Genomic DNA, 24629 nt, shown 5'->3' with positions numbered 1-24629 from the left:
AATAGATTAAGTTCTGAAATGATTGTAAAGACTGGAAAATTACCAACCACATTACCCTTGTGTTAGTAAAAAATATAGGCAAATTCCTAGCATTTCCTGTCTACCTTGATTGTTTGGTAAAAAATAGGAAATACAGATATTTGGATTATGACACTATTTAAATAGTCATACAACATTGAAATCTTTCCTGGCTTCAGTTTTGTAAATACTCCTTGTCACACTATTATATGCAGAATACTATGTTTTCCCTATCTGGTACGCCGAATTGGCAATTTGTTTCTCTAAATAGTACAGAAAATGTCAGTTCTAACTTGCGGATTAAATGACTGTTTAAACACTGTCACAAGGGAGATTTACAAAACTGTAAATGGCATAAAGATATAAATTTATTTTTGGCTATTTTTAATTTTCTGGCTAAATTAGTTACACTTCATCACGAAATACTCAACGTCTTAAAGTTGTTGAGGATATAAGTATTCAGGTTTTGACGAATTGAGTAATATTCATTGTAATATTTATTGTAATATTTAATTTTTACTGCAATAGACTCTTATAAAAGTGGCACAAGTAAAGTTTACAAAATGGTAATTAATAGCAACAAAGCCAAATTGGTAGTTATTGAGTTGAAATTAGTGATTGCTAAAATTTTATCTATTCCCTGTCATCTAACTAATAGATACTTCTCTATCTATAAGAGGAGGTAAGGGTTCATCCTTTAGCTAGAAGTAAATAATTGAGTAACTTATTTACTATTAACCTGAAATAGTATCTCAATAATCCTAACTTTAGCTAGAGTTTGGTAATGTACAATGTATAAATTAGTGCAAACTATCGTTAACAGTGATGAAAAAAATGTTTTAGGTGACTTTATCTTAGAATTAGGCAAGGATCATAAACGTTACTTTTTAAGAAATGAGATTTTACAAGCTTTTGCAGATTATTGTCACCAATTCCCAAAACCCGCTTATTTTTATCACTCTTCCTCTTTAGGGACATTCATTCAATACACCCATGAAATAATTTTAGATGGTGAAAATACTTGGTTTGTAGTTAGACCAAAGATTGCGAGTCAAGAAGTATGGTTATTAAGCGCAGACTTGACTAAGTTTGAGTTAATGACACCGAAAGCATTATTAGATGTGAGCGATCGCTTAGTAAAGCGTTATCAACCGCACATTTTAGAAATTGATCTCCATCCCTTTTATTCAGCAGCACCAAGAATTGATGATTCCAGAAATATTGGCCAAGGTTTAACCGTTCTTAATCATTATTTTTGTAATCAAGCATTGACAGATCCTGAATATTGGATTGACGCATTATTTGAATCATTAAAAAGATTAGAATATAACGGCATCAAATTATTAATTAGTAATCATATTCATTCAGGTTTGCAACTAACAAAGCAAATCAAACTAGCGTTAGAATTTGTGAGTCATTTATCCCCCCAGACACCATATATAAAATTTAAATTTCATCTTCAAGAACTCGGTTTAGAACCAGGTTGGGGTAATAATGCAGCCAGAGTCAGAGAAACCTTAGAACTGCTGGAAAGACTCATGGATAATCCCGAACCTGCAATTTTAGAAACCTTTGTTTCTCGCATTTGTGCAGTTTTCCGCGTCGTCCTTATTTCTATCCATGGTTGGGTTGCACAAGAAGATGTTTTAGGCAGAGATGAAACATTAGGACAAGTTATTTATGTTTTAGAACAAGCCCGCAGTTTAGAAAATAAAATGCGGGCAGAAATTAAACTTGCAGGTTTAGATACATTAGGAATTAAACCCCATATCATTATATTAACTCGACTGATTCCCAATTGTGAAGGCACATTTTGTAACTTACCATTAGAAAAAGTTGATGGTACAGAAAATGCTTGGATTTTGCGCGTTCCTTTTGCAGAATCTCAACCGGAAATTACCAACAACTGGATTTCTAAATTTGAAATTTGGCCTTATTTAGAAAAATTTGCTCTTGATGCCGAAGCAGAACTTTTAAAACAATTCCAAGGAAAGCCCAATCTAATTATTGGTAACTACAGTGACGGGAACTTAGTTGCTTTTATTCTCTCCCGAAAAATGAAAGTTACCCAATGTAATATTGCCCATTCCCTCGAAAAACCTAAATATCTATTTAGTAACTTATATTGGCAAGATTTAGAAGCACAATATCACTTTTCTGCCCAATTTACCGCTGATTTAATCAGTATGAATGCCGCAGATTTTATTATCACATCATCCTATCAAGAAATTGTAGGTACACCAGATACAATGGGACAATATGAATCTTATAAATGTTTCACCATGCCCAACTTATATCATGTAATTGATGGCATTGATTTATTTAGCCCTAAATTCAATGTGGTATTACCAGGAGTCAGTGAAAATATATTTTTTCCCTACAACCAAACAACAAATAGAGAATCCCACCGTCGTCAACATATCCAAGACCTAATTTTCCATCAAGAACACCCAGAAATTCTCGGTAAATTAGATCATCCTCATAAAAAACCGATCTTTTCCGTTAGTCCCATTACCTCAATTAAAAACCTCACAGGTTTAGTTGAATGTTTCGGTAAAAGTGAAGAATTACAAAAACATAGTAACCTAATTTTATTAACCAGTAAACTTCATCCAGACTTAGGAACAAACTCCGAAGAAATTCAAGAAATAGCAAAAATTCATGCGATTATTGATCAATATCATCTTCACCATAAAATCCGCTGGTTGGGAATGCGTCTTCCTCTCCGCGATATTGCTGAAACCTATCGTGTAATTGCCGATTTTCAAGGGATTTATATTCACTTTGCCCTTTATGAATCCTTTAGCAGAAGTATTTTAGAAGCAATGATTTCTGGATTACCAACTTTTACAACTCAATTTGGTGGTTCATTAGAAATTATTGAAAACCATGATCAAGGATTTAACCTCAACCCCACAGACTTAGCAGGAACAGCCAAAACAATTATCAACTTCTTAGAAAAATGTGAAAATTATGCAGAACATTGGCTAGAAAATTCTCAATGGATGATTGAACGCATTCGCCATAAATATAACTGGAATTCCCACACAAATCAACTCCTGTTATTAACGAAAATGTTTAGCTTTTGGAACTTCATCTATCCCGAAGATAACGAAGCCAGAGATCGTTACATGGAAAGTTTATTTCATCTCCTTTATAAACCTATCGCTGACCATATTTGATCAGAACATCTAAGCAAAATCAGAAATCATAATTAAAACCTGCTTCATCTTAAACTTTGCGTCTTTGCTCCTTTGTATCTTTGCGCGAAACATAAATTTAAATTCTTTATACCTAATCTATTATCATGGATAAAAAAGACCATTTTCGTAATCTTAGCTATACAGACTGGATATTAAATGAAACCAAGTTTAATCCTGAATATTTGCATAGCCGAGAAACTATTTTCACCATTGGTAATGGGTATTTAGGGACAAGAGGAACATTTGAAGAAGGCTATCCCCGCGCATTATCAGCAACATTTATTAACGGTGTTTATGATGATGTTCCTGTAGTTTATACCGAACTCGTAAACTGTCCAGATTGGCTACCATTGACAGTTATTATTGAGGGAGAACGCTTTCGCCTTGATCAAGGTACAATATTAAAATATAACCGGAAACTAGACTTACATCATGGCATTCTCAGCCGGTGTTTACGTTGGTGTAGTCCCAATGGTAAAGCAATAGATATCCATTTTGAACGCTTTGCCAGTTTAGCAGATCAGCATATAGTCGGGCAACGTTGCCAACTAACACCAGTAAATTTTGATGGTTTAATTGAAATTCAAGCCAGTATTAACAGCTACTCGGAAAATCAAGGATTCAACCATTGGGAAGGATTAGATCAAGGTAAAATCACACAAGGATTCTGGTTACATAGTCGCACTCGCAACAGCCGCATAGATGTCGGTATAGCGGCAAAAATAACTATTTCGGGAACTGACATAGACTTACAAATTAATACCACACCTGGTTATCCCAGCTTAAATGCAACCGTTGCCGGTCAAATCCAACAGACAATCACCATAGTAAAGATTGTCAGTATTTTTACATCTAACGAAATTGCAGAACCAGTTGTAGCCGCTAAAGAAAAGCTCGTAAATATACCAAATTATATAACCTTAATTGATGCCCATGCCCAAGCCTGGGAGCAAGTTTGGCAACAAAGTGATATTATCATTGAAGGAGATATCACAGCAGCTTTTGCAGTGCGTTACAATCTGTTTCAGTTACTAATTGCTGCACTTAGAAATAATAATCACATAAGTATCCCTGCGAAAACCCTATCTGGCTTTGGTTATCACGGACATATCTTTTGGGATACGGAAATTTTTATTCTGCCATTTTTTACCTTTACCCAACCAAATTTAGCCCGGAATTTGCTCAGTTACCGTTATCACACCTTACCAGGGGCGCGACGCAAAGCCGCACATTATGGCTATCAGGGGGCGATGTTTGCCTGGGAAAGTGCGGTGACAGGGGATGAAGCGACACCACGCTGGTCACTACGGAGTGATTTTTATGCCGAAGATATTCGTATATGGTGTCGTGATCGAGAAATTCATATTAGTGCGGATATTACTTACGCCATTTGGTATTATTGGCAAGTTACAGAAGATGATGAATGGATGCGAGATTATGGTGCAGAAATTATTTTAGATACCGCAATTTTTTGGAGTAGTCGAGTTGAATTTAATCCCCAATTAGAATGTTATGAAATTCGCGGAGTTATTGGTGCAGATGAATATCATGAATTAGTTCATAACAACTGCTTTACAAATCGGATGGTACAATGGCATTTAGAAAAAGCCTTAATCATCTATAACTGGCTGCATTCCACCTTTCCAGAAGTAGCCATAAAACTTGAACATAAATTACAAATTACCTCCCAAGTCCTCAATCATTGGACAGAAATTATCGCTAAAATGCTCATTATCCACAACCCAGAAACCGGACTAATTGAGCAATGTGAGGGGTTTTTCCAACTAGATGATATTAACTTAGCCAAATACGAACCGCGAGAAAAATCAATCCAAATTATTTTGGGCATGGAAGAAACCAACAAAGGACAAGTCATTAAACAACCAGATGTATTAATGCTTCTATATTTGATGCGGGAATCTGCCGATTTTCCCTATAATCAGCAAACATTACAGGTAAATTGGGACTATTACGCCCCCCGCACAGATATTAGTTATGGTTCTTCCTTGGGTCCGGCTATTCACGCTATTTTAGCCGCAGATTTGGGCAAATCACAGGAGGCTTACGAATACTTTATGCAGGCGGCAATGGTAGATTTAGAAGATAAACGCGGAAATACCCAAGATGGGATCCATGGTGCTAGTGCTGGAGGCATTTGGCAAGCTGTAATATTCGGTTTTGGCGGTATCCAATTTCGGGAAAATGTCCCCGTAGCCCATCCTCACTTACCCCCAACTTGGACAAGACTGAAATTTAAGTTACAGTGGCATGGTAAATGGCACGAATTCGATTTGCGTCAGGAATTACCAAAAACGAGAAAGCCTAACATTCAGGGCGTGATTTTTGACTTAGATGGCGTATTGACTAATACCGCAGAATATCATTATCAAGCTTGGCAAAAGTTAGCAAATGAAGAAGGTTTACCTTTTAATCGAGAAATGAATGAAGCCTTGCGGGGTGTATCTCGTCGCGCTTCTCTGATATTGATTATTGGCAATAGAGAATATTCAGAAGTGCAAATTCAGGAAATGATGTCTCGAAAAAATGATTATTATGTGGAACTAATTCACAATATTACACCCACAGATTTATTACCAGGGGCAGTGGCCTTATTGGATGAATTGCGTCAAGCTGGAATCAAAATCGCCATTGGTTCTGCTAGTAAAAATGCCCGGCTAGTGATTGAAAAATTGGGGATTGGTGGTAAATTAGATGCGATCGCTGATGGTGATACTGTCCAAGCCGCCAAACCAGCACCAGACTTATTTCTTAATGCTGCCAACCAGTTAGGAATTCGCCCAAATGAATGTGTAGTATTTGAAGATGCCGCAGTAGGTATTATCGCTGCCAAAGCAGCAAATATGTGGGCTGTAGGCTTGGGACCCCAGGAGAGGGTGGGGGCTGCTGATGTCGTTTTGCCTAGTTTGGCAGGAGTAAAATTGGAGGAACTGATTAAGAATTTATCAGGCTTCGCCCCGCTTCGCTAACACGCAGAGGCGCAAAGTCTCAGAGAGTGAGCGTTTGATAGATGTTAATTTCCTAAAAGTGCGCGAACTTCGTTATCTGTAGTTTGACTGAAATCGTCGTACCATAAACCAATTGCAGACATTACTTCTGGACATTGCAAACAAACTACATCATCCACTTCTAAACGCAATTCTTCACAAGTATTTAGGGGTGCAACTGGAACAGCCACAATAATTTTCGTCGGCTGTTGTTGGTGGATAATAGTGAGGGCAACCCGCATGGTTGCACCAGTAGCAATCCCATCATCTATGACAATAACCGTTTTATTTTTCAGATTAATTGCTGGTTTATCACCGCGATAAACTTGATTCCGGCGCTTTAATTCTCGCAATTCCTGGTTAACAACTTGGGTAATTTTTTCTTGATCTATTCCCAATGAATCAATTATATCTCGGTTGAAAACAATAATATTTTCCGAAGCAATTGCCCCCATAGCCAGTTCTTTGTGTCCAGGTACACCGATTTTTCTGACTACGCACACATCCATGGCCGCATTCAAAATTTTAGCGACTTCAAAGGCTACAGGGACACCACCACGAGGCAAAGCTAGTACCAAGACATCCTCAAGGTTACTATATGCTTGTAAATGTTGAGCTAACATTTGACCAGCTTGAATGCGGTTAGAGAATTTTTTGCTCATGGGACTTTCACTATTTTCTTGAAAGCAATTTCAACTTGTGCATACTCATTAACCAACTGTGACACCAATTCTACAACCCCTTCTAAATTGCCACTCCTCCCTTTTGATTCTAACTCTAAACAAAGCTGATGGAGATTCATCGCTCCCAAAGAGGCACTGCTAGACTTTAAGCTGTGGGCTGTTTTGTCGAGGGTATCAGCGTCTTCATTGGTGACAGCTATTTGAATCGCAGCGACAATTTTCGGAGATTCAACCAGATAACAGTTGATTATTTTCACCAAAACTTCCTGATCACCTTCTAGCATATCCAGTAAGGATTCTAAAACCTGAGTATCTATTGAAGACATATAAAAGAAACTGGTAAACTTTAATTTATATTGTGGCAATTGCCATTAAACATGAGTTTTTTCTGTTCCCTCTGAATGATAAATAACGTAGCGATTGCGTCCTGTTTCTTTTGCCCGATAAAGAGCTTCATCTGCCTTAGCAATGAGAAATTTTGCAGAAACGCTGGCTTGAGGAATAATAGTCGCAATCCCCAGACTCAGGGTCAGGTATGAACTAATTGGAGAACTTTTATGAATCAAACCCTTACTGCGGATAGATGAGAGAATTATTTCTGCAATACAAATTGCCCCAGCTATATCTGTATGCGGTAAAACTAAAGCAAATTCTTCACCACCATAACGAGCGACTAAATCTCCGGGACGTTGGGCTACTTGATACAGAATTTGAGCAACTTCTTTTAAACATTCATCTCCAGATTGATGTCCATAAGTATCATTATAATTCTTGAAAAAGTCTATATCACAAAGAATCAAACATAAAGGCGCTCTTTCTCTTTCTAAGCGTTGCCATTCTCGCTCTAAAACTTCATCAAAGGAGCGACGATTAGGAATTTGAGTCAAACCGTCTATACTTGCTAGTTCTTGTAATTTCTGGTTAGCTGCTTCTAATTGTTGATATAGTTCTGCTTGCTGAATAGCCATGACTAATGGATTTGTTAGTTGTGTTAGCAAATCAATATCCGATTTAGCCCATCTGCGTGGTTGAGAACATTCATAAACTACCAATAATCCCCAAATACTGTTTTCCTGTTGAATGGGGACAACTAAACTGGCTTTCGCTTGTAATTGACTCAGTAAATCAATATGACATTGGGAAAGCCCAGCATTATCAATATCTTCGATCACATAAATATTACTTTGCCGATAGTCGTAACTACATTGATCAGAAAAGTAAGTATCTTGAAATACTCTTCCTAACATAGAATCCCATTCAGCGGCTACAGATTCAACTATGACATATCCACTCCCATCTGGATGAAACTGATAGATAATGACACGATCAGTTTTTAATAATTTACGGACTTCGATAGCAGTTGTACTCAGAATTAGTTCTAAGTTTAAAGATGTGCGGATTTTTTGGGTAATTTTAGCGACTAGCTGCTCTTGTTTAATCTTATACTGTAATTCTTTCATAGTCCAGTGCATTTGTAGCAAGCGGCGAACTCTTTGTCTTAAAACTGCCCAGTGAATCGGTTTAGTAATATAGTCAGCAGCACCAACAGAAAATGCTTTATCTACGGAATCTTGGTCATTTAGTCCTGTAATCATTAATATAGGAATGTTAGGATCAAATGTGTGTAGCTGATCGCAGCAAGTAAAACCATCCATTACTGGCATTATGGCATCTAGAAGCACGATATCTGGCTGTGAAGTCATGACAATATTTAGGGCAATTCTGCCATTACCTGCTACCATCACTTGATATCCCTCTTTTTCCATTGCATAACGTAATTGCATTTGTATAACTAAGTCATCATCTACAATTAATACTAATGTGTTGTTTATGTGAATAGAGGAAGTCACTATCTATAATTTCCTTGCTGAACTTGAACTGAAACTATACACACATTATGACTTGAGTTGAGTAGCCCCAGAATCAAAACAGACATAATACTCAATCCAATTGGCAATGATCTTAGCCGAAACATGGTCAAAATCAGTAATGGGACAGAATTAATTACACAACCGATTTTTCTGTTCCCTCTTCCCTTTTTTTTGTAAATATAATCAATCTTACCAAAATGGAAACCATCACATTAGGAAAAAATGGTCTAGCTGTTCCCCCTCTTTGTATCGGTACATGGGCTTGGGGTGATAAAGTATTTTGGAATTATGGCAACGGCTATGGTGAAGAACAGTTACACGCGGCTTTTAATGCAGCTTTAGATGCTGGTATCACCTTCTTTGATACAGCAGAAGTTTACAGTTTAGGACTTTCGGAACAGTTTTTAGGAAAGTTCATGAAACAAACCTCCCAAAAGGTACAAATTGCCACGAAGTTTGGCCCTTTACCTTGGCGTTGGGATGGTAAATCTGTATCTGACGCTTTAACGGCTAGTCTCCAACGTCTCCAAGTTGAGAAAACTGAATTATACCAAGTTCATTGGCCTTTTGCTTTCTTTTTGACTCAAGAAACTCTCATGAATACCCTCGCAGATGAAGTGAAACGGGGGAGAATCGGCGCAGTAGGTGTGAGTAACTATTCAGCAGCCCAAATGCGAGAAGCACACCAGATATTAGCCGATAGGGGCATACCTTTGGCTGTAAATCAAGTGCGTTATTCTCTACTAACGCGCCAAATAGAAGGTAAAGGTATTTCCCAAACAGCCCGTGATTTAGGTGTAACTATTTTAGCTTATAGTCCCCTAGCTCAAGGATTGCTCACAGGTAAATATACACCCTCTTATAAGCCTCAAGGTGCAAGAAGCATAGATCCGCGATTTAGTCAAGATGGTTTAAATAAAATCGCCCCTGTTTTATCTCTATTACGAGAAATTGGTGAAAAATACGATCGCACTCCTGCCCAAGTATCCTTAAATTGGTTAATAGCCCAAGGTAATGTCATTCCCATTGCTGGAGTCAAAACCGCTGAACAAGTTAAACAAAATGCAGGGGCTTTAGGTTGGAAAATGACTCAAGATGAAATTGCTGAATTAGAGAAAATCACTCGTCCTTGGTTACATTAAAGCAAACTCATATCTTGGACATTCAAAGCGTATAGTTTAAACCGTTCTAAATCTGCTTGAATTGTGGACTCCACCACCTTTCCTAAAAACAAATTATCCATGAGTTTACCAATCAAGCCAGGAATAGCATAGGAAACCGTCATTTTTACAATACTATTATTATGACGATCATAAAAGCGAATTGCTCCTTGATTTGGTAAACCATCAACCGATTCCCATTGAATAATTTGATAAGGAATTATTTTGGTAATTCGAGATTTCCACGTAAAATCTAACCCTCCTGTACTCAGTTTCCATAGAGAAATTTCCGGGTTATCTTCAGTAATTTTGACTGAATCAATCCATTTCATCCATTTAGGCATTTGCTCTAAATCAGACCACAATCCCCATACTAATTCTATGGGAACTTCAACTTCTACCTGGACACTATGTTCTAACCATTCACTCATAGGATTTTAGATTTTAGATTGATTATTTAGTATTCTTCCCATTCACCAATTCCCCAATTCCCAATCCCCAATTCTCTATTTTTTCATATTTTCGAGAATTACTTTAGCCGCACGTTTTCCAGAAACCGTTGCCCCTTCCATGCTGTCAATATAATCTTGTTGAGTATAACTCCCAGCTAGGAAAAAGTTAGGAATAGGTGTTTTTTGATCGGGACGGTACGCATCCATTCCTGGTGCTTCTCTATACAAGGATTGAGCCAATTTAACGACACTGTACCAAGTCATGTTTAAATCTCTTGACGAAGGGAACAGTTCATGCACTTGTTTAAGAACATGGTGAGCAATTTCTTCATTATTTTGCTTAATAAAAGGATCACCCGGTGTCAATACCAGTTGCAACAATGAACCCTCCCCAGGACGATAATAATCTGCGGGACTAGTTAAAGCCAAATCCGCAAAACAGGAAAAATCAGCATCAGCGGTATACAACAAATTATCTATCCCAGTCGCATGATTTAGCTGTTTGCGTTTTTCCTCATCTCCCAGTTCTGTCACCCAACCATCAAAGCGTAGCTGCACTGTAGCGACTGGAACAGCATCTAACTTATAAATGTTATCAAATTCTGGCCATTTCCGCCAAGGTTGGGGTAAAACTCGCTGAATCCCTGGAACATCACAAGCACAAAGATAAGCGTCAGCGGTAATTACTGCTTCTGTGTCACCTTGGGCAACTAATATACCAGTAACGTGAGTTTCGTCGCCAGACTCAGCAAACTGAATTTCTCGGACTTGACGACGGGTGTGTATTTTTGTGCCTCTTTCTTCCAAGTATTTAACAATAGGTTTGTGTAAATATTCGTGAGGTGAACCTTCCAGCATTCGCAGAATTGAAGCTTCTGTTCTGACTGCAAAAAACTGGAAAATTGTCAACATACATCGGGCGGAAATATGATCACAATCTATAAATCCCAGGGCGTAAGCAATAGGATTCCAGAGACGTTTAATGCTACCTTTACTACCACCGTGACTATAGAACCAGTCAGAAAAACTGATTTTATCTAATTTGCGAATAGTTTTCATTGCCCCATCAAAGTCTACCAAACCTTGAACTATGGGGCTAGTACCCAGAGCGATCGCATTTTGGAATTTATCCCGTAATGAAAGTTGGGAAGTAGTAAAAAACGCCTTTAATCCGTTAAAAGGCGCACCAGTAAAAAAGCGAAAATCTAACGCCCCAGTTTGTCCACCTTTATTGATAAAAGTATGACTATGTTCTTTGAGGCGTAAATTATCCCCAGCCCCCACTTTCTCCATCAATGCAAACAGATTGTAGTAGCAGCCGAAAAAGACGTGCAGCCCCATTTCAATATGATTGCCGTCACCATCTACCCAACTGCTGACTTTACCACCCACAAACGGACGAGACTCGAAAATTTCTACCTCACAGCCCGCATCTACTAAATCTACAGCAGTTGCTAACCCAGCTAATCCCGCACCCACAATTGCAACGCGCATTCCCTCGTTCCTTGTTCAGTTTCTTTACAAATTGTAACTGAATTGGTGACTGGTTAGTTGTCAGTAGGGGCGAAGCATTTGGAAGATAAATTATCGGTCATTGCCAAAAATAGTTCTCCAAATGCTTCGCCCGTACAGTTGCCAGTTGTCAGTTGCAAAAGAATATTTCTCTCCCCCTGCCTCCCCTGCCTCCCCTGCTCCCCCTACTCCCCTGCTTCCCCTACTCCCCTACTTTCCCTGCTCCCCCTACTCCCCTACTTCCCCTACTCCCCTACTTTCCCTGCTCCCCCTACTCCCCTACTTCCCTGCCCTCTATCACCCTCCGGCCACTTCTTCCCCCTGGGGTAAACTTCTAATCAGTTCCCGAATGACATCTGTTGCTGGTCTGCCTGTCTGTTGACAATATTTTTCTAGTTTCTCTGCTTCTTGTGTTGCGAGATTAACTGTTATGCGTTTAACTGCCCATTTTTTATTTGTCATTATCATGCACTTTGCTGTATATTAACTTGATTTAGAGAGTTTGGTCACTTAAAACAAAAATGATACTATGAAAGTTAGTCGGAATTAACAAGGTAACAAAAACACTAATCTTGTTTAAAATTTTCAGTTTGTCAACTACCTACTAAAATTTATTTTGCGATGACTTTGCTTGAATACGGGAAATTTCTGGAGATTTGCACCATGAGTGCATTTTATACCAATTTAAGATCAAGCTGTATTGAATCAGATTTCTAGAATTATTGACCGCGGATAACCGCCGATAAACGCCGATAAAGACGGATGAATTCATGGATTTTATGATTCTGTGCAGCCTCTCATCAAGTTGGTATTAGATATCCTGTAATTTAATTCATAAATTTTAGGTATATCTATTTTTTTAGTCAAGTGTTTCTAAGTTTAATTCTTCCGAGGAAAGTACATTAGCTTCTAATAGAGCCATCATATCTCGTAATTGAGGATTACCACGAGCAGTCCCGGTCAATCCTTTGGCAATAATTAAACCGCAATGGCCTTTGGTATTTTTACACCGCTGGTGCCATTTTTTCTTAGCTTCTATGTGAACTGGATCATCATCTAAAAATTGCCCAAACAAAAATAATTCATTATTATGTGTTTGCAATAAACCTAAGTCATAGAGATCATCATCGACAGGATCGGTTACCGTATGAAAACAGATGGCGTTTAATCCTCCAGCAGCTTGAATATTTTCAATAATTCCTTTAGCTTTAGGGCGAGAGGTTTGAATGACAATCACAGGTAACCCGTCCCCTTTTAGTTCAAATTCCCCTGCTGCTTGGTAATTAGGCGCTTGACGCAGGTAATTTAATGTTTCCCAGGGTAATACTCCCAAACTCATGAAAGCATCTTCAGGGATTAAGTCGTCTCTGAGGGCTTCAAAGATGGAATCATCTTCATCTTCATCATCTTCGTCATCTAAATCAAAACCAGCCATTTCTTCTAATTCTGCTGTCAATTCTGGCATGGTAGAAACGGTGACAGTTAAAGATTTACGCCTTTTGTCGGTTTCTGGTAAGGAAATTCGATAACGTTGGCTGAGGGTGAGCAAATCTTCTTCGGATAATTGCCGATGGTGGTCACGCAGAAACCGCAATAAACTTTCTACAGCAACAAAAGCTAGTAGTGCTTCTTCTTCATACAAAACGGAACGTAATCCTTCTAGGGGATGAATATTTCCGAAGGTAGGTTCAATTTCTGAAAGTGGCATTTGTGCCAAATTTCCTAGATCATCATCTTCGTTTTCTTGCAAGGAATCAAAGGTGAGAAATAAACAATCTTGTTTGAGGAAGGCTTCTTCTAAATCTTGCTGAAGTTCATCTTCATCAGCTAAAACAGCAGCCCGAAACCGCTTGAGGGAATCTTCCGAACGATAAAACAAAATTCCATATTCAATTCCTAGCATTCCCATGACTGAGGCATAGAGTTTCTCTACATCCCATTGATTAATCTCTATGGATAAAATTTGCTGTTCTTCTAAAAATCTCCAAGGGGCAGATTGCCAAACTTCTAAGGCTTTATCATGGAGGAGTTGGGCGTATTTGGGTGGTAAATCGGGAATTTGGCTATCAATGACTTCGGCAAAAGAACGAAATAGTTCGTCAATTATGGGTAATTCTGGTACGTAGTCAATGGCAATGTCTAAGTCTTGCAAGACTCCGCGCAGGTAAAATTGAATTTCCCGGTCGCGGACAACTATTCTTTGCGGTCTACCGGGTTTGGCTGGACTTTGGGGATGTTCTATTGCCTGCATGAGGGTACGCACAATGGCTTCTGGTCCCAGGGCGGGATCTACCATGTCCATGCTTCTCACAATGCCTTCTGAGGCATCTACCCAAAGAATACAATCTCCTTTGGCATCTGGGTCTGTAAAGGGGGTGTGTGGTGATGACAATGGACGGCGATCGCCCTCCCATACAGAAGGAATCTGGGGTAATTTCTGCAACCGACGACTGGTAGAGCGATTAAAACTTGTCATAGAGTAAGTGAATCAAAACAAAGCGATTGAAAATTAGAGTTTTGGGAATGGTTAATCTTTCAACACACCGAACCCCTCAATTCTAGAATAAAAATCTAAGGTTGCTAATAAACACAGCAACAGTTGACACAAAAAGGGATTATTCTAAAATTTTCTTCTATCTTTCCATCTTCCCATCTTCTTATGCTTTTTTGCCGTCGGAATGTCGCTAGAATGAATACAAAAACATTCATAGCAGCCCAGAGGTACGAGAATGCCTGATGGGGTATTGATAAAACTAGTTCAGGAGTTAAGAATTTATGACACAAGCAACTCAAACTCAACAACGGGGAATTCTATTATCTGAATCTGCATTGCGTCAGGTTAAGTCTCTTCAAGATAAACAAGGGCAAGATCTATGCTTACGGGTGGGAGTTAGACAAGGTGGTTGTTCGGGAATGTCTTATATGATGGATTTTGAGGATGTCAGCAAGATTAACCCTGATGATGAGGTTTTTGATTATGATGGCTTCAAAATTATCAGCGATCGCAAAAGTCTACTTTATCTTTACGGCTTAATGCTCGATTATAGTGATGCCATGATTGGTGGTGGTTTCCAATTTACTAACCCCAATGCTGCCCAAACTTGTGGTTGCGGTAAGTCTTTCGGCGTTTGACACTCCCCGGTCTAAAGACATTGACACCTAAAATTTTTTGGAATTTTCAGGTATCAATTCCGAGGTTTTCAGCATATTTTTTGATAATTTAGGAGTCAGAAGTCAGAAGTCAATTAACAACTGACAACTGACCACTGACTAAGAACAACTGACAACTGACCACTGACTAAGAACAAATGACTAATACAATTGATTCCGTTGATTCCCTATTTGATAAAGGTTTAGAACGCTACAAGGCTGGAGAATCTGTAGAGTCACTGATTCCTGTATTTAAAGAGGTATGCGATCGCTCTCCTAAAGCCAGTTCAGCCTGGGTTTGTCTCGCTTGGTTATATCTTCTTGATAATAAAGGTAAATTGGCTTTCAACGCTGCTAATAAAGCCGTGAAACTCAATCCCCAAGATCCGCAAGGAAGAATTAATCTGGCTTTAGCTATGTTAGAAACAGGTCAAAAGGGTTTACGGGAACACATTGACTTTGCACAACAATTGATATTTGTCAATGAAGAATGGCAGGAAGAAGTTAAAAATAGCATTGAAGATGGTTTAACTAGAAAACCTGATTGGAAAAACTTAGCCAAAGTCAAAAAATGGTTATTTGAAAAATAGGGAACAGGGAACAGGGAGAAGATACTTCGAAGCATTTGGAGAACTATTTTTGGCAATGACCGATAATTTATCTTCCAAATGCTTCGCCCCTACTGACAACTGACAACTGACAATTGACCAATCAAAATGAAAGACAAATTATTAAACTGGCTCAACTTAATCTTAGTCGCTGATGTTTTTTTAGTGATTTTAGGTTTTGCGTGGCTTGTTATAGCTGTGATTGGTGATGCTTCGGGAATCAATTTAGGTTTAGATTTGTGGCACAAACTCTGGATGCCAGTATTTAATCCTGCTATTGGTATATTGATGGGTGGTGCGCTATTTAGTGGCATTATTAGCTGGGTATCGAAGAAGCTGACCAAAAATGAGTTGTCTTGAATTTTACTCATTTTCAAATAGCTGGATTAATCGGCTGAAAGGGTTTAGCAATGCTCATTGGTGTCAACTTAACGTACAACCCATAGCCCGACTGGGAATGATAGCGCAGCGTGGCGTAAGCCATATTCCCTGGCGGGTGTGGAACCCAAACAAATAAGCCATCTGTAGCCTAAGTTGACACCAGTAAGCATTGCTAAACCCCTACAAATAATCCACAACAAATAGAAAGCCCAGACATAACAATTAATTTGATTGATAATCTTGACAACCAATTGCTTCTTCTGTATTCGCAATGTATGGATTTACTGTACATTTAAGACGATAATTATTAGTAAAAAATTGGCAATTAGGACAGGGGATTTTGTGCATTTCTTGAGCAATTTTAACAGTCTCTTTTGTTGCTGTCCATAAATTCAAAACTACCAAAACTATCACAGTCCAAGATGTGATAAAGCAAATCGGAATCAAGAATGCTTTTATTCCCTGAATTAGAAAAGATATAAAATTCAACATGGCAATTTATAAAATAAGTGAGGAGTTAGAAATTAATATAACTCCTCACTCCTCATTGCTCACGTCTAGCTGAAGATATAATAAATTAAACGCCAGCGTGACCTAATGCAATACCTGTTACCAACATTCCCAAAACCAAAAACGGTTGGGCGCTGGCTTGATATTTGACATCATTGGCTATGGGGTCACGGATAAAATACATATCTTGGAAAGTGATTTGGGGAATGATTAATAATACGAGAATGGCTGCATATAAATTCTCGTGAATACTCACCAAATAACCTGCCACCAAACCTTGAAATAAGTCAATCATGACTACACAAATCAAAGCCGCAGTTTGGATGCCAAACATAACTGGTAATGATTGTAGTCCTAATTGGCGATCGCCTTCCACACTCTTAAAATCATTGACAATAGCAATACCCAAACCAGCCAAACTGTAGAATAGAGTCAGAATCACAATTTTCCAATTCAATTCTCCAAATAAAGCATGACCAGCCCACCAAGGTAAAGCAATGTAACTTGCACCCAAAGCATAATTTCCTAACCAACCATTTTGTTTTAATTTCAATGGTGGTGCAGAATAGATATAGGCGATAAAAGTCCCAAAAACGGACAACATTAAAACAGTAGGAAATTGATGACCTGCCCATAAATCTAAGGTATAAGCCACCCCACATCCTAATAATAGTAAAAGCACGAATTGGCTAATTACTTGCTTTTCAGAAATTCTCCCCGAAGGAATGGGACGGTAAGGCTCATTAATCGCGTCAATTTCTCGGTCATAATAATCATTGATGGTTTGGGTATAACCTGTCAACAAAGGACCAGAAAGCAACATACAAAGGGCAGACTTCAAAACATTTTCTAAAGTCCAAGTGTAGTTACCAGAAGAAGCCGCACCGCAGACCACACCCCAAATTAGGGGAATCCAGGTAATCGGTTTCATCAATTGCAAGCGAATTTTCCAAATGGAAGTTTCCCCAGCACTTGCACCTTTCATTCCCAGCAATTGCCGAGTTTTCGCATTACGGTCTTCTGCAATTGTGACTTCTGGATTTGTTGATTCTATAGCCTCATTCGGCTGAGAATTTGGGTCAATGGGAGTTGATTCAGACATAAGGTGTAATGGTAATTGGTAATAGGTGATTGGTAATTGGTAATGGGTAATTGGTAATTATTGCCCAGTCCCCAATCCCCAGTCCCCAATCCCTAAAAAGAAATTATCAAATAACTATTTTGAAACTTTGCACCAGTTACAGGTTTACCACTTAAAGCCGGGGGCAGGAAGATATTACGTCTTTGATCTCCGGCTTCTACTGTGACTTCTGGTCCCTGTTGAGTAAGTTTTACCTGTTTTTTGTCGAAACCAGGTAAAAATAAGCGGACTTGGCGATTATGTACGTCAATTTCAATTGGTTGGTTAGCTTGTAATGCTTGCTCAACAAAGTTGGGTAAAGCATCTATGAGAGGTTGCCATTCCCCCTGGGAGACATCAGGAACTATGCTCACAGGTAGAGGTGCAAATTCCTGGGATAAGTTAGTATTTTCTCCATCAGCAACTAAGATTGCTCCACCAACAGTTAAACCAATTTGTTGGGCGCTTCCCCACAGATAGCGGGAATTTGCCACATCAATGGGTTCTGATGTTGTCACCAAAAAAGCGGCAACCCGCTGGGGATTAGCTAAAGCAGCTTTACCTTGTTCGAGAAAATTATTAACTTGGTTAGTGGGTTGAGAAAAATTATCAGCAGTCCAATTAATATTAAAAAGACTGCTAATTAAAGGTTGAATTAGGGGAGATTCGGTAATTGTTTTCCCTAAATCGGAATTTACGAACAATTGCCTAAATCGTCTCATATACCAACTTAAAGATTCTGGCATTCCCAACATTCGCAAGCTGGCAGCATCGCCTGTGCCATCATAGATAATCGCGTCATATTTGCCACTGGCATCATATTCACGAATCGCATTGAGAGCAAGGGCGTTGTCCATACCTGGTAATACCACCAGTTCCTGCCCATAAACCTCTTTCAAAATCGGTGTGCGGAGGTATTGAGCCTCCAATTTTTTCACTTCGTCCCAGTTGCGTTCTAGCAGTACAGATGCTTGAAACTGTACTGCTTGTAGATTAGGAGAGATTTCCTGGGGGTCAGGAGTCAGAGTAGTATTGAGTAGAATTGGCAATGTTGGATCTGCTAGTCCTGCTAGAAGTACCCTTTTGCCTTGTGTTGCCAAACTAATGGCTGCGGCGATCGCTATCTTACTGCGAGCGATGCCGTTTTTGCCCAAAAATGTCAGTATCAAGGCCATTACTCAATTTCCAATTTTGCCGATCTTTTCAATTACAACTTAGCACTCAACCAATCTTTTTAGCCTCTACTGTAAGTTGTTTTGACTAAGCTGGTTTGATTTCATCTTCAAAAAACCAGGTAGAGAAATTATCGTCAAACTTGACCACCACACCGATTCCCGCCCCGTCAGTGACTTTGTAGCCAGAGATCGTGCCAATTTTTCCCAGTTTTTGAGCGATAGTAGAGGATACGCGATCGCGCAAACGAATCACCTTAACTTTCTGTCCGATGTCCATGATCTAGTTACAATAAAATAATCCAAATCTCAGTGTAGCGGAATCTGCCGTTCTATAAAACTTACCCAAAATTACCAAAGTCTAGACACATCTGGACAGCGATAACCTTAGTGTTTACTTCCTGCTTCATCACGGTCTGAGAATGGCTTCTAAGAGGTTTTTCCGCTCCACAGGCAATCTCGGTAGAACTTACCGTTTCTGACCGTAGTTCCTAAAAGGAACCCCAGACTTAAATTATTCATCAGTCTGAGGGAAATTTACCAACAAAAGATGCTCCTAAATCAGTGTATTAATCGCCGAAGAAGAAGCTACACCATTTTGCGAATCATTGTGAGTTGATTGCTGTGGCTGGGTTTCTTCCTGTACACCTCGCATCTTAATTAACTTAATAGCCCGGTTCACACTTTCTGGCAAAACTACCACCAGACTACCATCAGGAGCCATGTCCAAGGCTTTGTTAATAGCTGTGGTTTCATCCAAAATTGATTCAAAGCGGTAATTAGGCTTAACTTGGGTAATGCCTTGAATAATCAAATCTGAAGCTGAACCACGAGGTCTACCTCTAGTATCATCATCTTCTTTAATAATAATGTAGTCAAAGATATCTGCTGATAACTTACCTAGAGTCACAAAATCTTCATCACGGCGATCGCCCGGACCACCAATCACACCAATGCGCTGTCCCGTTGTCCAATTCCGAACAAATGACCCCAAGGCCTCATAACTAGCCGCATTGTGGGCATAATCTACCAAAGCATGGTGTTTACCCAAATTAAACAAATTCATCCGTCCTGGGGTCTGACTCACAGAAGCACGGAAGCCTCTTAAACCAGCCCGAATTTGCTCAATGGTGACATCTTGAACAAAAGCCGCCAAACTAGCAGCTAAAGCATTAGCAATCATAAATGGCGCTCTTGCACCCATTGTCAAAGGAATATTTTCTGCTCTTTCGATGCGGTGCGTCCAATCACCTTTGACAATAGACAGATAACCATGTTCATAGACTGCGGCCACTCCACCATGTTGAATATGTTTCCGTACCAGATCCGAGTCTGGATTCATGGTAAAGTAGGCAATATTTGCCTTAGTCTTTTCTGCCATCGCTGCAACCCGGTGATCATCGGCATTGAGTACCGCATAACCATCAGGGAAAACAGCCTCAGCAACTACACTTTTGAGATGGGCTAATTGTTCAATAGTATCTATATCGCCGATGCCCAGATGGTCAGCAGACACATTTAATACCACACCTACATTAGCATTTTCAAAACCCAACCCAGAGCGGAGAATCCCACCGCGAGCCGATTCCAATACCGCTACTTCTACGGTCGGATCTTGAAGGATAACATGGGCGCTTTGAGGACCTGTATTATCTCCTGATTCTACTAAGAAATCACCGATATAAGTACCGTCTGTAGTTGTGTAGCCTACTACTTTACCAGTTTGCTTATAGATATGTGCTAACAGGCGGGTAGTGGTGGTTTTACCATTTGTGCCTGTGACAGAGAGCAGAGGAATCCGTCCAGATTGTTCATTGGGGAACAGCATATCCATGACCGCACCAGCGACATTGCGGGGGATACCAATGCTGGGGGCGACGTGCATTCGGAAACCAGGGGCGGCATTGACTTCGACAATTACCGCATCTACTTCTCGGAGCGGACGGCTAATATCGGAAGTGACAATATCTATCCCAGCTACATCTAAACCGATGATTCTCACTACCCGTTGTGCTAACCATATATTTTCCGGGTGAATTTCGTCTGTGCGATCTACAGCACTACCACCTGTACTCAAGTTGGCTGTAGCCCGCAGATAACACATTGCCCCCTGGGGTGGCACACTATTGATGGTGTAGCCTTGTCTATCTAGTAGTTGATAGCTGGTACGGTCTAGTTCAATCTTAGTTAAGACATTATCATGACCTTCACCGCGATTGGGATCTTGGTTTGTTTCTTCAATTAGCTCTGTAATCGTGGATTTGCCATTACCCACGACATGGGCGGGGATTCTCTCCGCTACAGCAACTACCTTGCCATTAACTACCAATACCCGATGATCTCGTCCTACATAATATCTTTCCACAATCACTGAACGAGAAACCTGTCTAGCCATTTCATAAGCGGCTTCTGCGTCTTCCCAATTACGGATATCAATGGTAATACCCCGGCCATGATTACCATCTGAAGGTTTAATCACGATGGGATAACCACCAACATATTCAACGGCTTCTTCTAAATCATCAAAGAAATTGATAACTGTCCCTCTGGGAACTGGGACACCGTTGGCATCGAGAATCCGTTTAGTAGCTTCTTTATCACCAGCTAGTTCTACACCAAGAATGCCTGTGTTATTGGTCATTGTGGCCTGAATCCGTTTTTGATGGATACCATAGCCCAATTGAATTAAGAATCTAGCTGGTAAAGGCATCCAAGGAATACCTTTTTTCTCCGCTTCTTTGATAATAGCTTCTGTTGAAGGTCCTAGCGAAGCATCACGCCAAAAGTCTTTCAGGTCTTGAACATCTTGCTCTAGTTCGGCTTTGGGATAACGTCCCCGGTCAATAATACTTTGACATAGCCTGACTGCTGCCCGTGCTGCATAGCGACCCGCTTCTTCATTTAGGTACTCAATCACTACCTGATAAATTCCAGGTGTGACAGTTTCACGGGTGCGACCGAAACCTACGTGCATTCCCGCTAATTCCTGGAGTTCCAAGGCTACGTGTTCCACTATATGACCCATCATGGTGCCTTCTCGCACCCGCATCAGAAAACCACCCCGACAGCCAGGGGAGCAGTAGTGACCCTCTAGGCTGGGGAGAGCCTCTACTAATCCTTCATAAAATCCAGGGATTTCATTTGAGGGTGTTTCGGCAAGGTTATCTAAGTCTAGGCGCATAACGATCAGTTTGTGCCGTCGAATGCTCCAGTAATTTGGGCCGCGTAAGGTCTGGATCTTGAGGATTCTCATGGGAATAGGTAGATGGAGATTCGGAACCAAAATTCTAGTTTCTTACTGGAATTGACCGCTAAACTGTTCATGTCAAACAGTTTTTTATGATTAGACAGTATTTATCTAAAATCTGGAGACAGGAAGAAATCAGAGCGCGGTCAAATCATTGTCATCTGAGATACTCTATACCGTCAGCTAGAGATGCGATGCACAGCAGGTAAAACAGTACGTTGATAAAGATGGAAGCGATCTCCGTAACTGAGAATATGTAGTCTTAAATTATGTAAAGTTAAGGGTTCGTTAGCACTAACATTGGGTTCATTGGTGTGGGTAAGTTCTGTAGGATCAACAATGGTGACACTGCCTTTGCCCATAACTTGTAACCAACCATCTCGTTCAAACACAGCACAGGTATCTTCGTCAATACCAATGCCCAGTCTATCAGGGTGAGCGGCGATCGCACTAACTAATCTCCCCATGCGATTCCGGTTATGGAAATGTTGGTCAACGACAACTTCAGGAATGAATCCTAAGCCTGTTGCCATATCCACTAGGGAACGATTGGGGGTTTCACCACTGCCACCACCTGCGATCATGTGATGTCCCATGACGGCTGCTCCAGCACTTGTTCCTGCTAAAGTCAGTTGTCCGGCTCTCACCCGCTGGCGGATAATTTCCATTGCTGGTGTGTCGGAGAGGACTCCACAAAGACGCAGTTGGTCTCCTCCTGTCAAGAAGACACCACTACAGGCTTCGAGGGATGCTTTAATCTCCGGATTTTCGCATTGTTCCCGTTCCCGAATGTCTAAAATTTCAACCTTCTCCGCACCCATTTCTTCAAAAATGCGAACGTACCTACCAGCAATAATGGCAGGCTCACGGGAGGCTGATGGAATTATTGTAATATACGCCTTGTTACCACCAGCACGAACAAAAAAAGTTCTCAGAATTTCTCGTCCATGAACTTTATCTTCTGCGCCTCCGATAACTAGTACGGCGGTTTTAGTAGCTTGGGGTGTCCTCATTTCCAGCGATTTAACTTCTAACTGCGGCATTGTGTTTCTGCTTGAGGGAGTCAACAACTTCAGGTTAATTCAACAAGGGTTGCTACTTGTTAATTTTCGCCTTTTGCTTTAATGAGAGGACACTGCTTGACGCACACGATGCCTCAATTTTCTCATGTCCGTCATTCTCATGGCCAGCATCTTGTTTTTACCTATCTACTTTTCCAGCCGGGAATTATAGTGCTAAATTAACTATAATTCCCTTCTGGATTTAGGTTTTAGTCGGCCTTGACACTCTTACTTCTGAGCTTGGCTAGATGCATCCCGGAAGTTGTTAACTTTGGTGGGATTATTAATTTAAATTTAGTAGTGACAATATTTAAACATAAATCAAGTAACTAGAAAAACTTTTGATCTCACTTGGAAACAGGAAACAGGAAACAGGGAACAGGGAACAGGGAACAGGAAACAGGGAACAGGGAACAGGAAACAGGAAACAGGAAACAGGAAACAGGAAACAGGGAACAGGGAACAGGGAACAGGGAACAGGGAACAGGGAACAGGGAACAGGGAACAGGGAACAGGGAACAGGGAACAGGAGAGAAACTTCCTTCTTTATTCTTTCTTCTCTTTCTCCTGAACTCCTGAACTCCTGACTCCTGACTCCTGAACTCCTGAACTCCTGACTCCTGACTCCTGACTCATGTGCTACGTTATCAGTTATTCTATTGGCTAGGTATCTACCCTTAATATTAGTTCTATCGAATACGAATTACTGTGCGTTTTGATATAGTTACACTTTTCCCTGACTGTTTCACGTCAATTCTCAATTCTGGTTTGCTGGCTAAGGCCTTAGCTAAACATATTGCTCAAGTGCATCTAGTTAATCCCAGAGACTTTACCACGGACAAACACCACAAGGTGGATGATGAAACCTATGGTGGTGGTGTGGGAATGCTGATGAAGCCAGAACCGATTTTCGCGGCTGTGGAGTCTTTGCCGATTCTACCCCGTCGTGATGTGATTTTGATGAGTCCCCAAGGACAACCGATGAACCAGCCCTTGCTGCGCGAATTAGCCGCGAATTATGACCAATTGATTGTTATCTGTGGTCATTATGAAGGGGTAGATGACAGGGTGCTAAATTTGGTGACTCGTGAGATATCTTTGGGCGATTTTATCCTCACTGGGGGAGAAATTCCTTCTATGGCTTTGATTAATGGTGTGACGCGGTTGCTACCGGGAACTGTGGGTAAGGAGGAATCTCTCAAAAATGAAAGTTTTGAAGCGGGTTTGTTAGATTTTCCCCAGTATACTCGTCCTGCTAATTTTCGTGGTTGGAAAGTCCCAGATGTGCTACTAAGTGGTAATCATGCAGCAATAGCTCGTTGGCGTTTTCAACAACAAATTGAGCGCACTGCTTCCCGTCGTCCCGATTTGCTGAAAAAATGGCAAGAAGAGCAGGGGGAGTAGGGGGAGTAGGGGGAGTAGGGGGAGTAGGGGGAGTAGGGGGAGTAGGGGGAGTAGGGGGAGTAGGGGGAGTAG

Annotated in this window: 22 protein-coding genes; 9 read left to right on the top strand and 13 right to left on the bottom strand. The window is 40.3% G+C overall.

Annotation, left to right across the window (positions count from 1 at the left end; all coding sequences use genetic code 11):
• Positions 1–809: 809 nt before the first annotated feature.
• Both AN490_RS14830 and pgmB read left to right on the top strand, forming a co-directional pair.
• The gene (locus tag AN490_RS14830; RefSeq protein ID WP_300004730.1) at positions 810–3200 is read left to right on the top strand and encodes a sucrose synthase; all 2391 of its coding nucleotides are present in this window, start codon (positions 810–812) and stop codon (positions 3198–3200) included.
• A 125-nt stretch (positions 3201–3325) separates the two neighbouring features.
• On the top strand, positions 3326–6208 hold the full coding sequence (gene pgmB, locus AN490_RS14825; protein ID WP_300004727.1) for a beta-phosphoglucomutase: 2883 nt from the start codon (positions 3326–3328) through the stop codon (positions 6206–6208).
• 44 nt (positions 6209–6252) lie between these two features.
• Here pgmB and AN490_RS14820 read toward each other — a convergent pair whose 3' ends face one another.
• From AN490_RS14820 to AN490_RS14810, 3 genes are read right to left on the bottom strand one after another with little or no spacing between them, the layout of a single operon-like run.
• Positions 6253–6888: a phosphoribosyltransferase gene (locus AN490_RS14820; RefSeq protein WP_300004724.1), complete on the bottom strand. Its 636-nt coding sequence runs from the start codon at positions 6886–6888 to the stop codon at positions 6253–6255.
• Entirely contained in the window at positions 6885–7235 is a 351-nt protein-coding gene (locus tag AN490_RS14815; protein WP_300004721.1) for an Hpt domain-containing protein, read from the bottom strand. Before AN490_RS14815 ends, AN490_RS14820 begins: the two co-directional genes overlap by 4 nt.
• A gap of 45 nt (positions 7236–7280) precedes the next feature.
• On the bottom strand, positions 7281–8759 hold the full coding sequence (locus AN490_RS14810) for a diguanylate cyclase (protein WP_300004718.1): 1479 nt from the start codon (positions 8757–8759) through the stop codon (positions 7281–7283).
• A gap of 218 nt (positions 8760–8977) precedes the next feature.
• Here AN490_RS14810 and AN490_RS14805 point away from each other — a divergent pair, with 218 nt between their 5' ends.
• Positions 8978–9922, top strand: coding sequence for an aldo/keto reductase (locus tag AN490_RS14805; RefSeq protein ID WP_300004715.1), 945 nt, complete (start codon positions 8978–8980; stop codon positions 9920–9922).
• Here AN490_RS14805 and AN490_RS14800 read toward each other — a convergent pair.
• A complete protein-coding gene (locus AN490_RS14800) occupies positions 9919–10371 on the bottom strand; it encodes an SRPBCC family protein (protein WP_300004713.1) in 453 nt (150 codons plus the stop codon). The genes AN490_RS14805 and AN490_RS14800 overlap by 4 nt on opposite strands.
• A 75-nt stretch (positions 10372–10446) precedes the next feature.
• The gene (gene zds, locus AN490_RS14795) at positions 10447–11886 is read right to left on the bottom strand and encodes a 9,9'-di-cis-zeta-carotene desaturase (protein ID WP_300004710.1); all 1440 of its coding nucleotides are present in this window, start codon (positions 11884–11886) and stop codon (positions 10447–10449) included.
• 57 nt (positions 11887–11943) lie between these two features.
• Here zds and AN490_RS14790 point away from each other — a divergent pair, with 57 nt between their 5' ends.
• Positions 11944–12234, top strand: a complete 291-nt coding sequence (locus AN490_RS14790) for a hypothetical protein (protein WP_300004707.1) — start codon at positions 11944–11946, stop codon at positions 12232–12234.
• On the opposite strand, the gene AN490_RS14785 is transcribed toward AN490_RS14790, so the two are convergent.
• Both AN490_RS14785 and AN490_RS14780 read right to left on the bottom strand, forming a co-directional pair.
• Positions 12202–12372, bottom strand: a complete 171-nt coding sequence (locus AN490_RS14785; protein ID WP_015079854.1) for a ribbon-helix-helix-containing protein — start codon at positions 12370–12372, stop codon at positions 12202–12204. The two genes, AN490_RS14790 and AN490_RS14785, sit on opposite strands and share 33 nt — an antisense overlap.
• Before the next feature lie 391 nt (positions 12373–12763).
• Positions 12764–14380, bottom strand: a complete 1617-nt coding sequence (locus AN490_RS14780) for a hypothetical protein (protein WP_300004703.1) — start codon at positions 14378–14380, stop codon at positions 12764–12766.
• Between the two features lie 299 nt (positions 14381–14679).
• Between AN490_RS14780 and AN490_RS14775 the strand changes: the two genes are divergently transcribed.
• The 3 genes from AN490_RS14775 (at position 14680) to AN490_RS14765 (ending at position 16022) form a co-directional block, all read left to right on the top strand.
• Positions 14680–15036 carry an iron-sulfur cluster assembly accessory protein gene (locus AN490_RS14775; RefSeq protein ID WP_015079852.1) on the top strand — a complete coding sequence of 119 codons (357 nt, stop codon included), beginning with the start codon at positions 14680–14682 and terminating at the stop codon, positions 15034–15036.
• Between the two features lie 176 nt (positions 15037–15212).
• Positions 15213–15644, top strand: coding sequence for a M48 family metallopeptidase (locus tag AN490_RS14770; RefSeq protein ID WP_015079851.1), 432 nt, complete (start codon positions 15213–15215; stop codon positions 15642–15644).
• Between the two features lie 126 nt (positions 15645–15770).
• Positions 15771–16022: a hypothetical protein gene (locus AN490_RS14765; protein WP_015079850.1), complete on the top strand. Its 252-nt coding sequence runs from the start codon at positions 15771–15773 to the stop codon at positions 16020–16022.
• Between the two features lie 243 nt (positions 16023–16265).
• On the opposite strand, the gene AN490_RS14760 is transcribed toward AN490_RS14765, so the two are convergent.
• From AN490_RS14760 to AN490_RS14735, 6 genes are all read right to left on the bottom strand, one after another.
• A complete protein-coding gene (locus AN490_RS14760; RefSeq protein WP_271821153.1) occupies positions 16266–16535 on the bottom strand; it encodes a hypothetical protein in 270 nt (89 codons plus the stop codon).
• 85 nt (positions 16536–16620) lie between these two features.
• On the bottom strand, positions 16621–17655 hold the full coding sequence (gene chlG / locus AN490_RS14755; RefSeq protein WP_300004694.1) for a chlorophyll synthase ChlG: 1035 nt from the start codon (positions 17653–17655) through the stop codon (positions 16621–16623).
• A gap of 92 nt (positions 17656–17747) precedes the next feature.
• Entirely contained in the window at positions 17748–18848 is a 1101-nt protein-coding gene (locus AN490_RS14750; RefSeq protein ID WP_015079847.1) for an ArsA family ATPase, read from the bottom strand.
• A gap of 85 nt (positions 18849–18933) precedes the next feature.
• Positions 18934–19125 carry a DUF2862 domain-containing protein gene (locus tag AN490_RS14745; RefSeq protein ID WP_300004688.1) on the bottom strand — a complete coding sequence of 64 codons (192 nt, stop codon included), beginning with the start codon at positions 19123–19125 and terminating at the stop codon, positions 18934–18936.
• 276 nt (positions 19126–19401) lie between these two features.
• Positions 19402–22098 (bottom strand): cyanophycin synthetase, encoded by a 2697-nt coding sequence (gene cphA, locus AN490_RS14740; RefSeq protein WP_300004748.1) that lies wholly within the window; start codon positions 22096–22098, stop codon positions 19402–19404.
• Positions 22099–22271: 173 nt separating this feature from the next.
• Positions 22272–23135, bottom strand: coding sequence for a cyanophycinase (locus tag AN490_RS14735; RefSeq protein ID WP_015079845.1), 864 nt, complete (start codon positions 23133–23135; stop codon positions 22272–22274).
• Positions 23136–23494: 359 nt separating this feature from the next.
• Between AN490_RS14735 and AN490_RS14730 the strand changes: the two genes are divergently transcribed.
• Positions 23495–23740, top strand: a complete 246-nt coding sequence (locus AN490_RS14730) for a hypothetical protein (RefSeq protein ID WP_300004685.1) — start codon at positions 23495–23497, stop codon at positions 23738–23740.
• Positions 23741–23861: 121 nt separating this feature from the next.
• Entirely contained in the window at positions 23862–24557 is a 696-nt protein-coding gene (gene trmD / locus AN490_RS14725) for a tRNA (guanosine(37)-N1)-methyltransferase TrmD (protein WP_300004682.1), read from the top strand.
• Positions 24558–24629: the final 72 nt, after the last annotated feature.

Origin of the sequence: Anabaena sp. AL09, from assembly GCF_001672255.1 — a bacterium.
Taxonomy (GTDB): Bacteria; Cyanobacteriota; Cyanobacteriia; order Cyanobacteriales; family Nostocaceae; genus Dolichospermum; species Dolichospermum lemmermannii.
Note: the sequence above shows the minus strand (reverse complement) of the source record. Positions and strands in the feature narration are given on the sequence as shown.

Bases quoted from the DNA above. Each gene is read 5' to 3' on its own strand.
- chlG (WP_300004694.1), bottom strand. From the start codon at position 17,655: ATGTCTGAATCAACTCCCATTGACCCAAATTCTCAGCCGAATGAGGCT.
- AN490_RS14815 (WP_300004721.1), bottom strand. From the start codon at position 7,235: ATGTCTTCAATAGATACTCAGGTTTTAGAATCCTTACTGGATATGCTA.
- AN490_RS14735 (WP_015079845.1), bottom strand. From the start codon at position 23,135: ATGCCGCAGTTAGAAGTTAAATCGCTGGAAATGAGGACACCCCAAGCT.
- pgmB (WP_300004727.1), top strand. From the start codon at position 3,326: ATGGATAAAAAAGACCATTTTCGTAATCTTAGCTATACAGACTGGATA.
- AN490_RS14775 (WP_015079852.1), top strand. From the start codon at position 14,680: ATGACACAAGCAACTCAAACTCAACAACGGGGAATTCTATTATCTGAA.
- zds (WP_300004710.1), bottom strand. From the start codon at position 11,886: ATGCGCGTTGCAATTGTGGGTGCGGGATTAGCTGGGTTAGCAACTGCT.
- AN490_RS14800 (WP_300004713.1), bottom strand. From the start codon at position 10,371: ATGAGTGAATGGTTAGAACATAGTGTCCAGGTAGAAGTTGAAGTTCCC.
- AN490_RS14750 (WP_015079847.1), bottom strand. From the start codon at position 18,848: ATGGCCTTGATACTGACATTTTTGGGCAAAAACGGCATCGCTCGCAGT.
- cphA (WP_300004748.1), bottom strand. From the start codon at position 22,098: ATGAGAATCCTCAAGATCCAGACCTTACGCGGCCCAAATTACTGGAGC.
- AN490_RS14780 (WP_300004703.1), bottom strand. From the start codon at position 14,380: ATGACAAGTTTTAATCGCTCTACCAGTCGTCGGTTGCAGAAATTACCC.
- AN490_RS14765 (WP_015079850.1), top strand. From the start codon at position 15,771: ATGAAAGACAAATTATTAAACTGGCTCAACTTAATCTTAGTCGCTGAT.
- AN490_RS14805 (WP_300004715.1), top strand. From the start codon at position 8,978: ATGGAAACCATCACATTAGGAAAAAATGGTCTAGCTGTTCCCCCTCTT.
- AN490_RS14745 (WP_300004688.1), bottom strand. From the start codon at position 19,125: ATGGACATCGGACAGAAAGTTAAGGTGATTCGTTTGCGCGATCGCGTA.
- AN490_RS14785 (WP_015079854.1), bottom strand. From the start codon at position 12,372: ATGATAATGACAAATAAAAAATGGGCAGTTAAACGCATAACAGTTAAT.
- AN490_RS14830 (WP_300004730.1), top strand. From the start codon at position 810: ATGTATAAATTAGTGCAAACTATCGTTAACAGTGATGAAAAAAATGTT.
- AN490_RS14760 (WP_271821153.1), bottom strand. From the start codon at position 16,535: ATGTTGAATTTTATATCTTTTCTAATTCAGGGAATAAAAGCATTCTTG.
- AN490_RS14820 (WP_300004724.1), bottom strand. From the start codon at position 6,888: ATGAGCAAAAAATTCTCTAACCGCATTCAAGCTGGTCAAATGTTAGCT.
- AN490_RS14770 (WP_015079851.1), top strand. From the start codon at position 15,213: ATGACTAATACAATTGATTCCGTTGATTCCCTATTTGATAAAGGTTTA.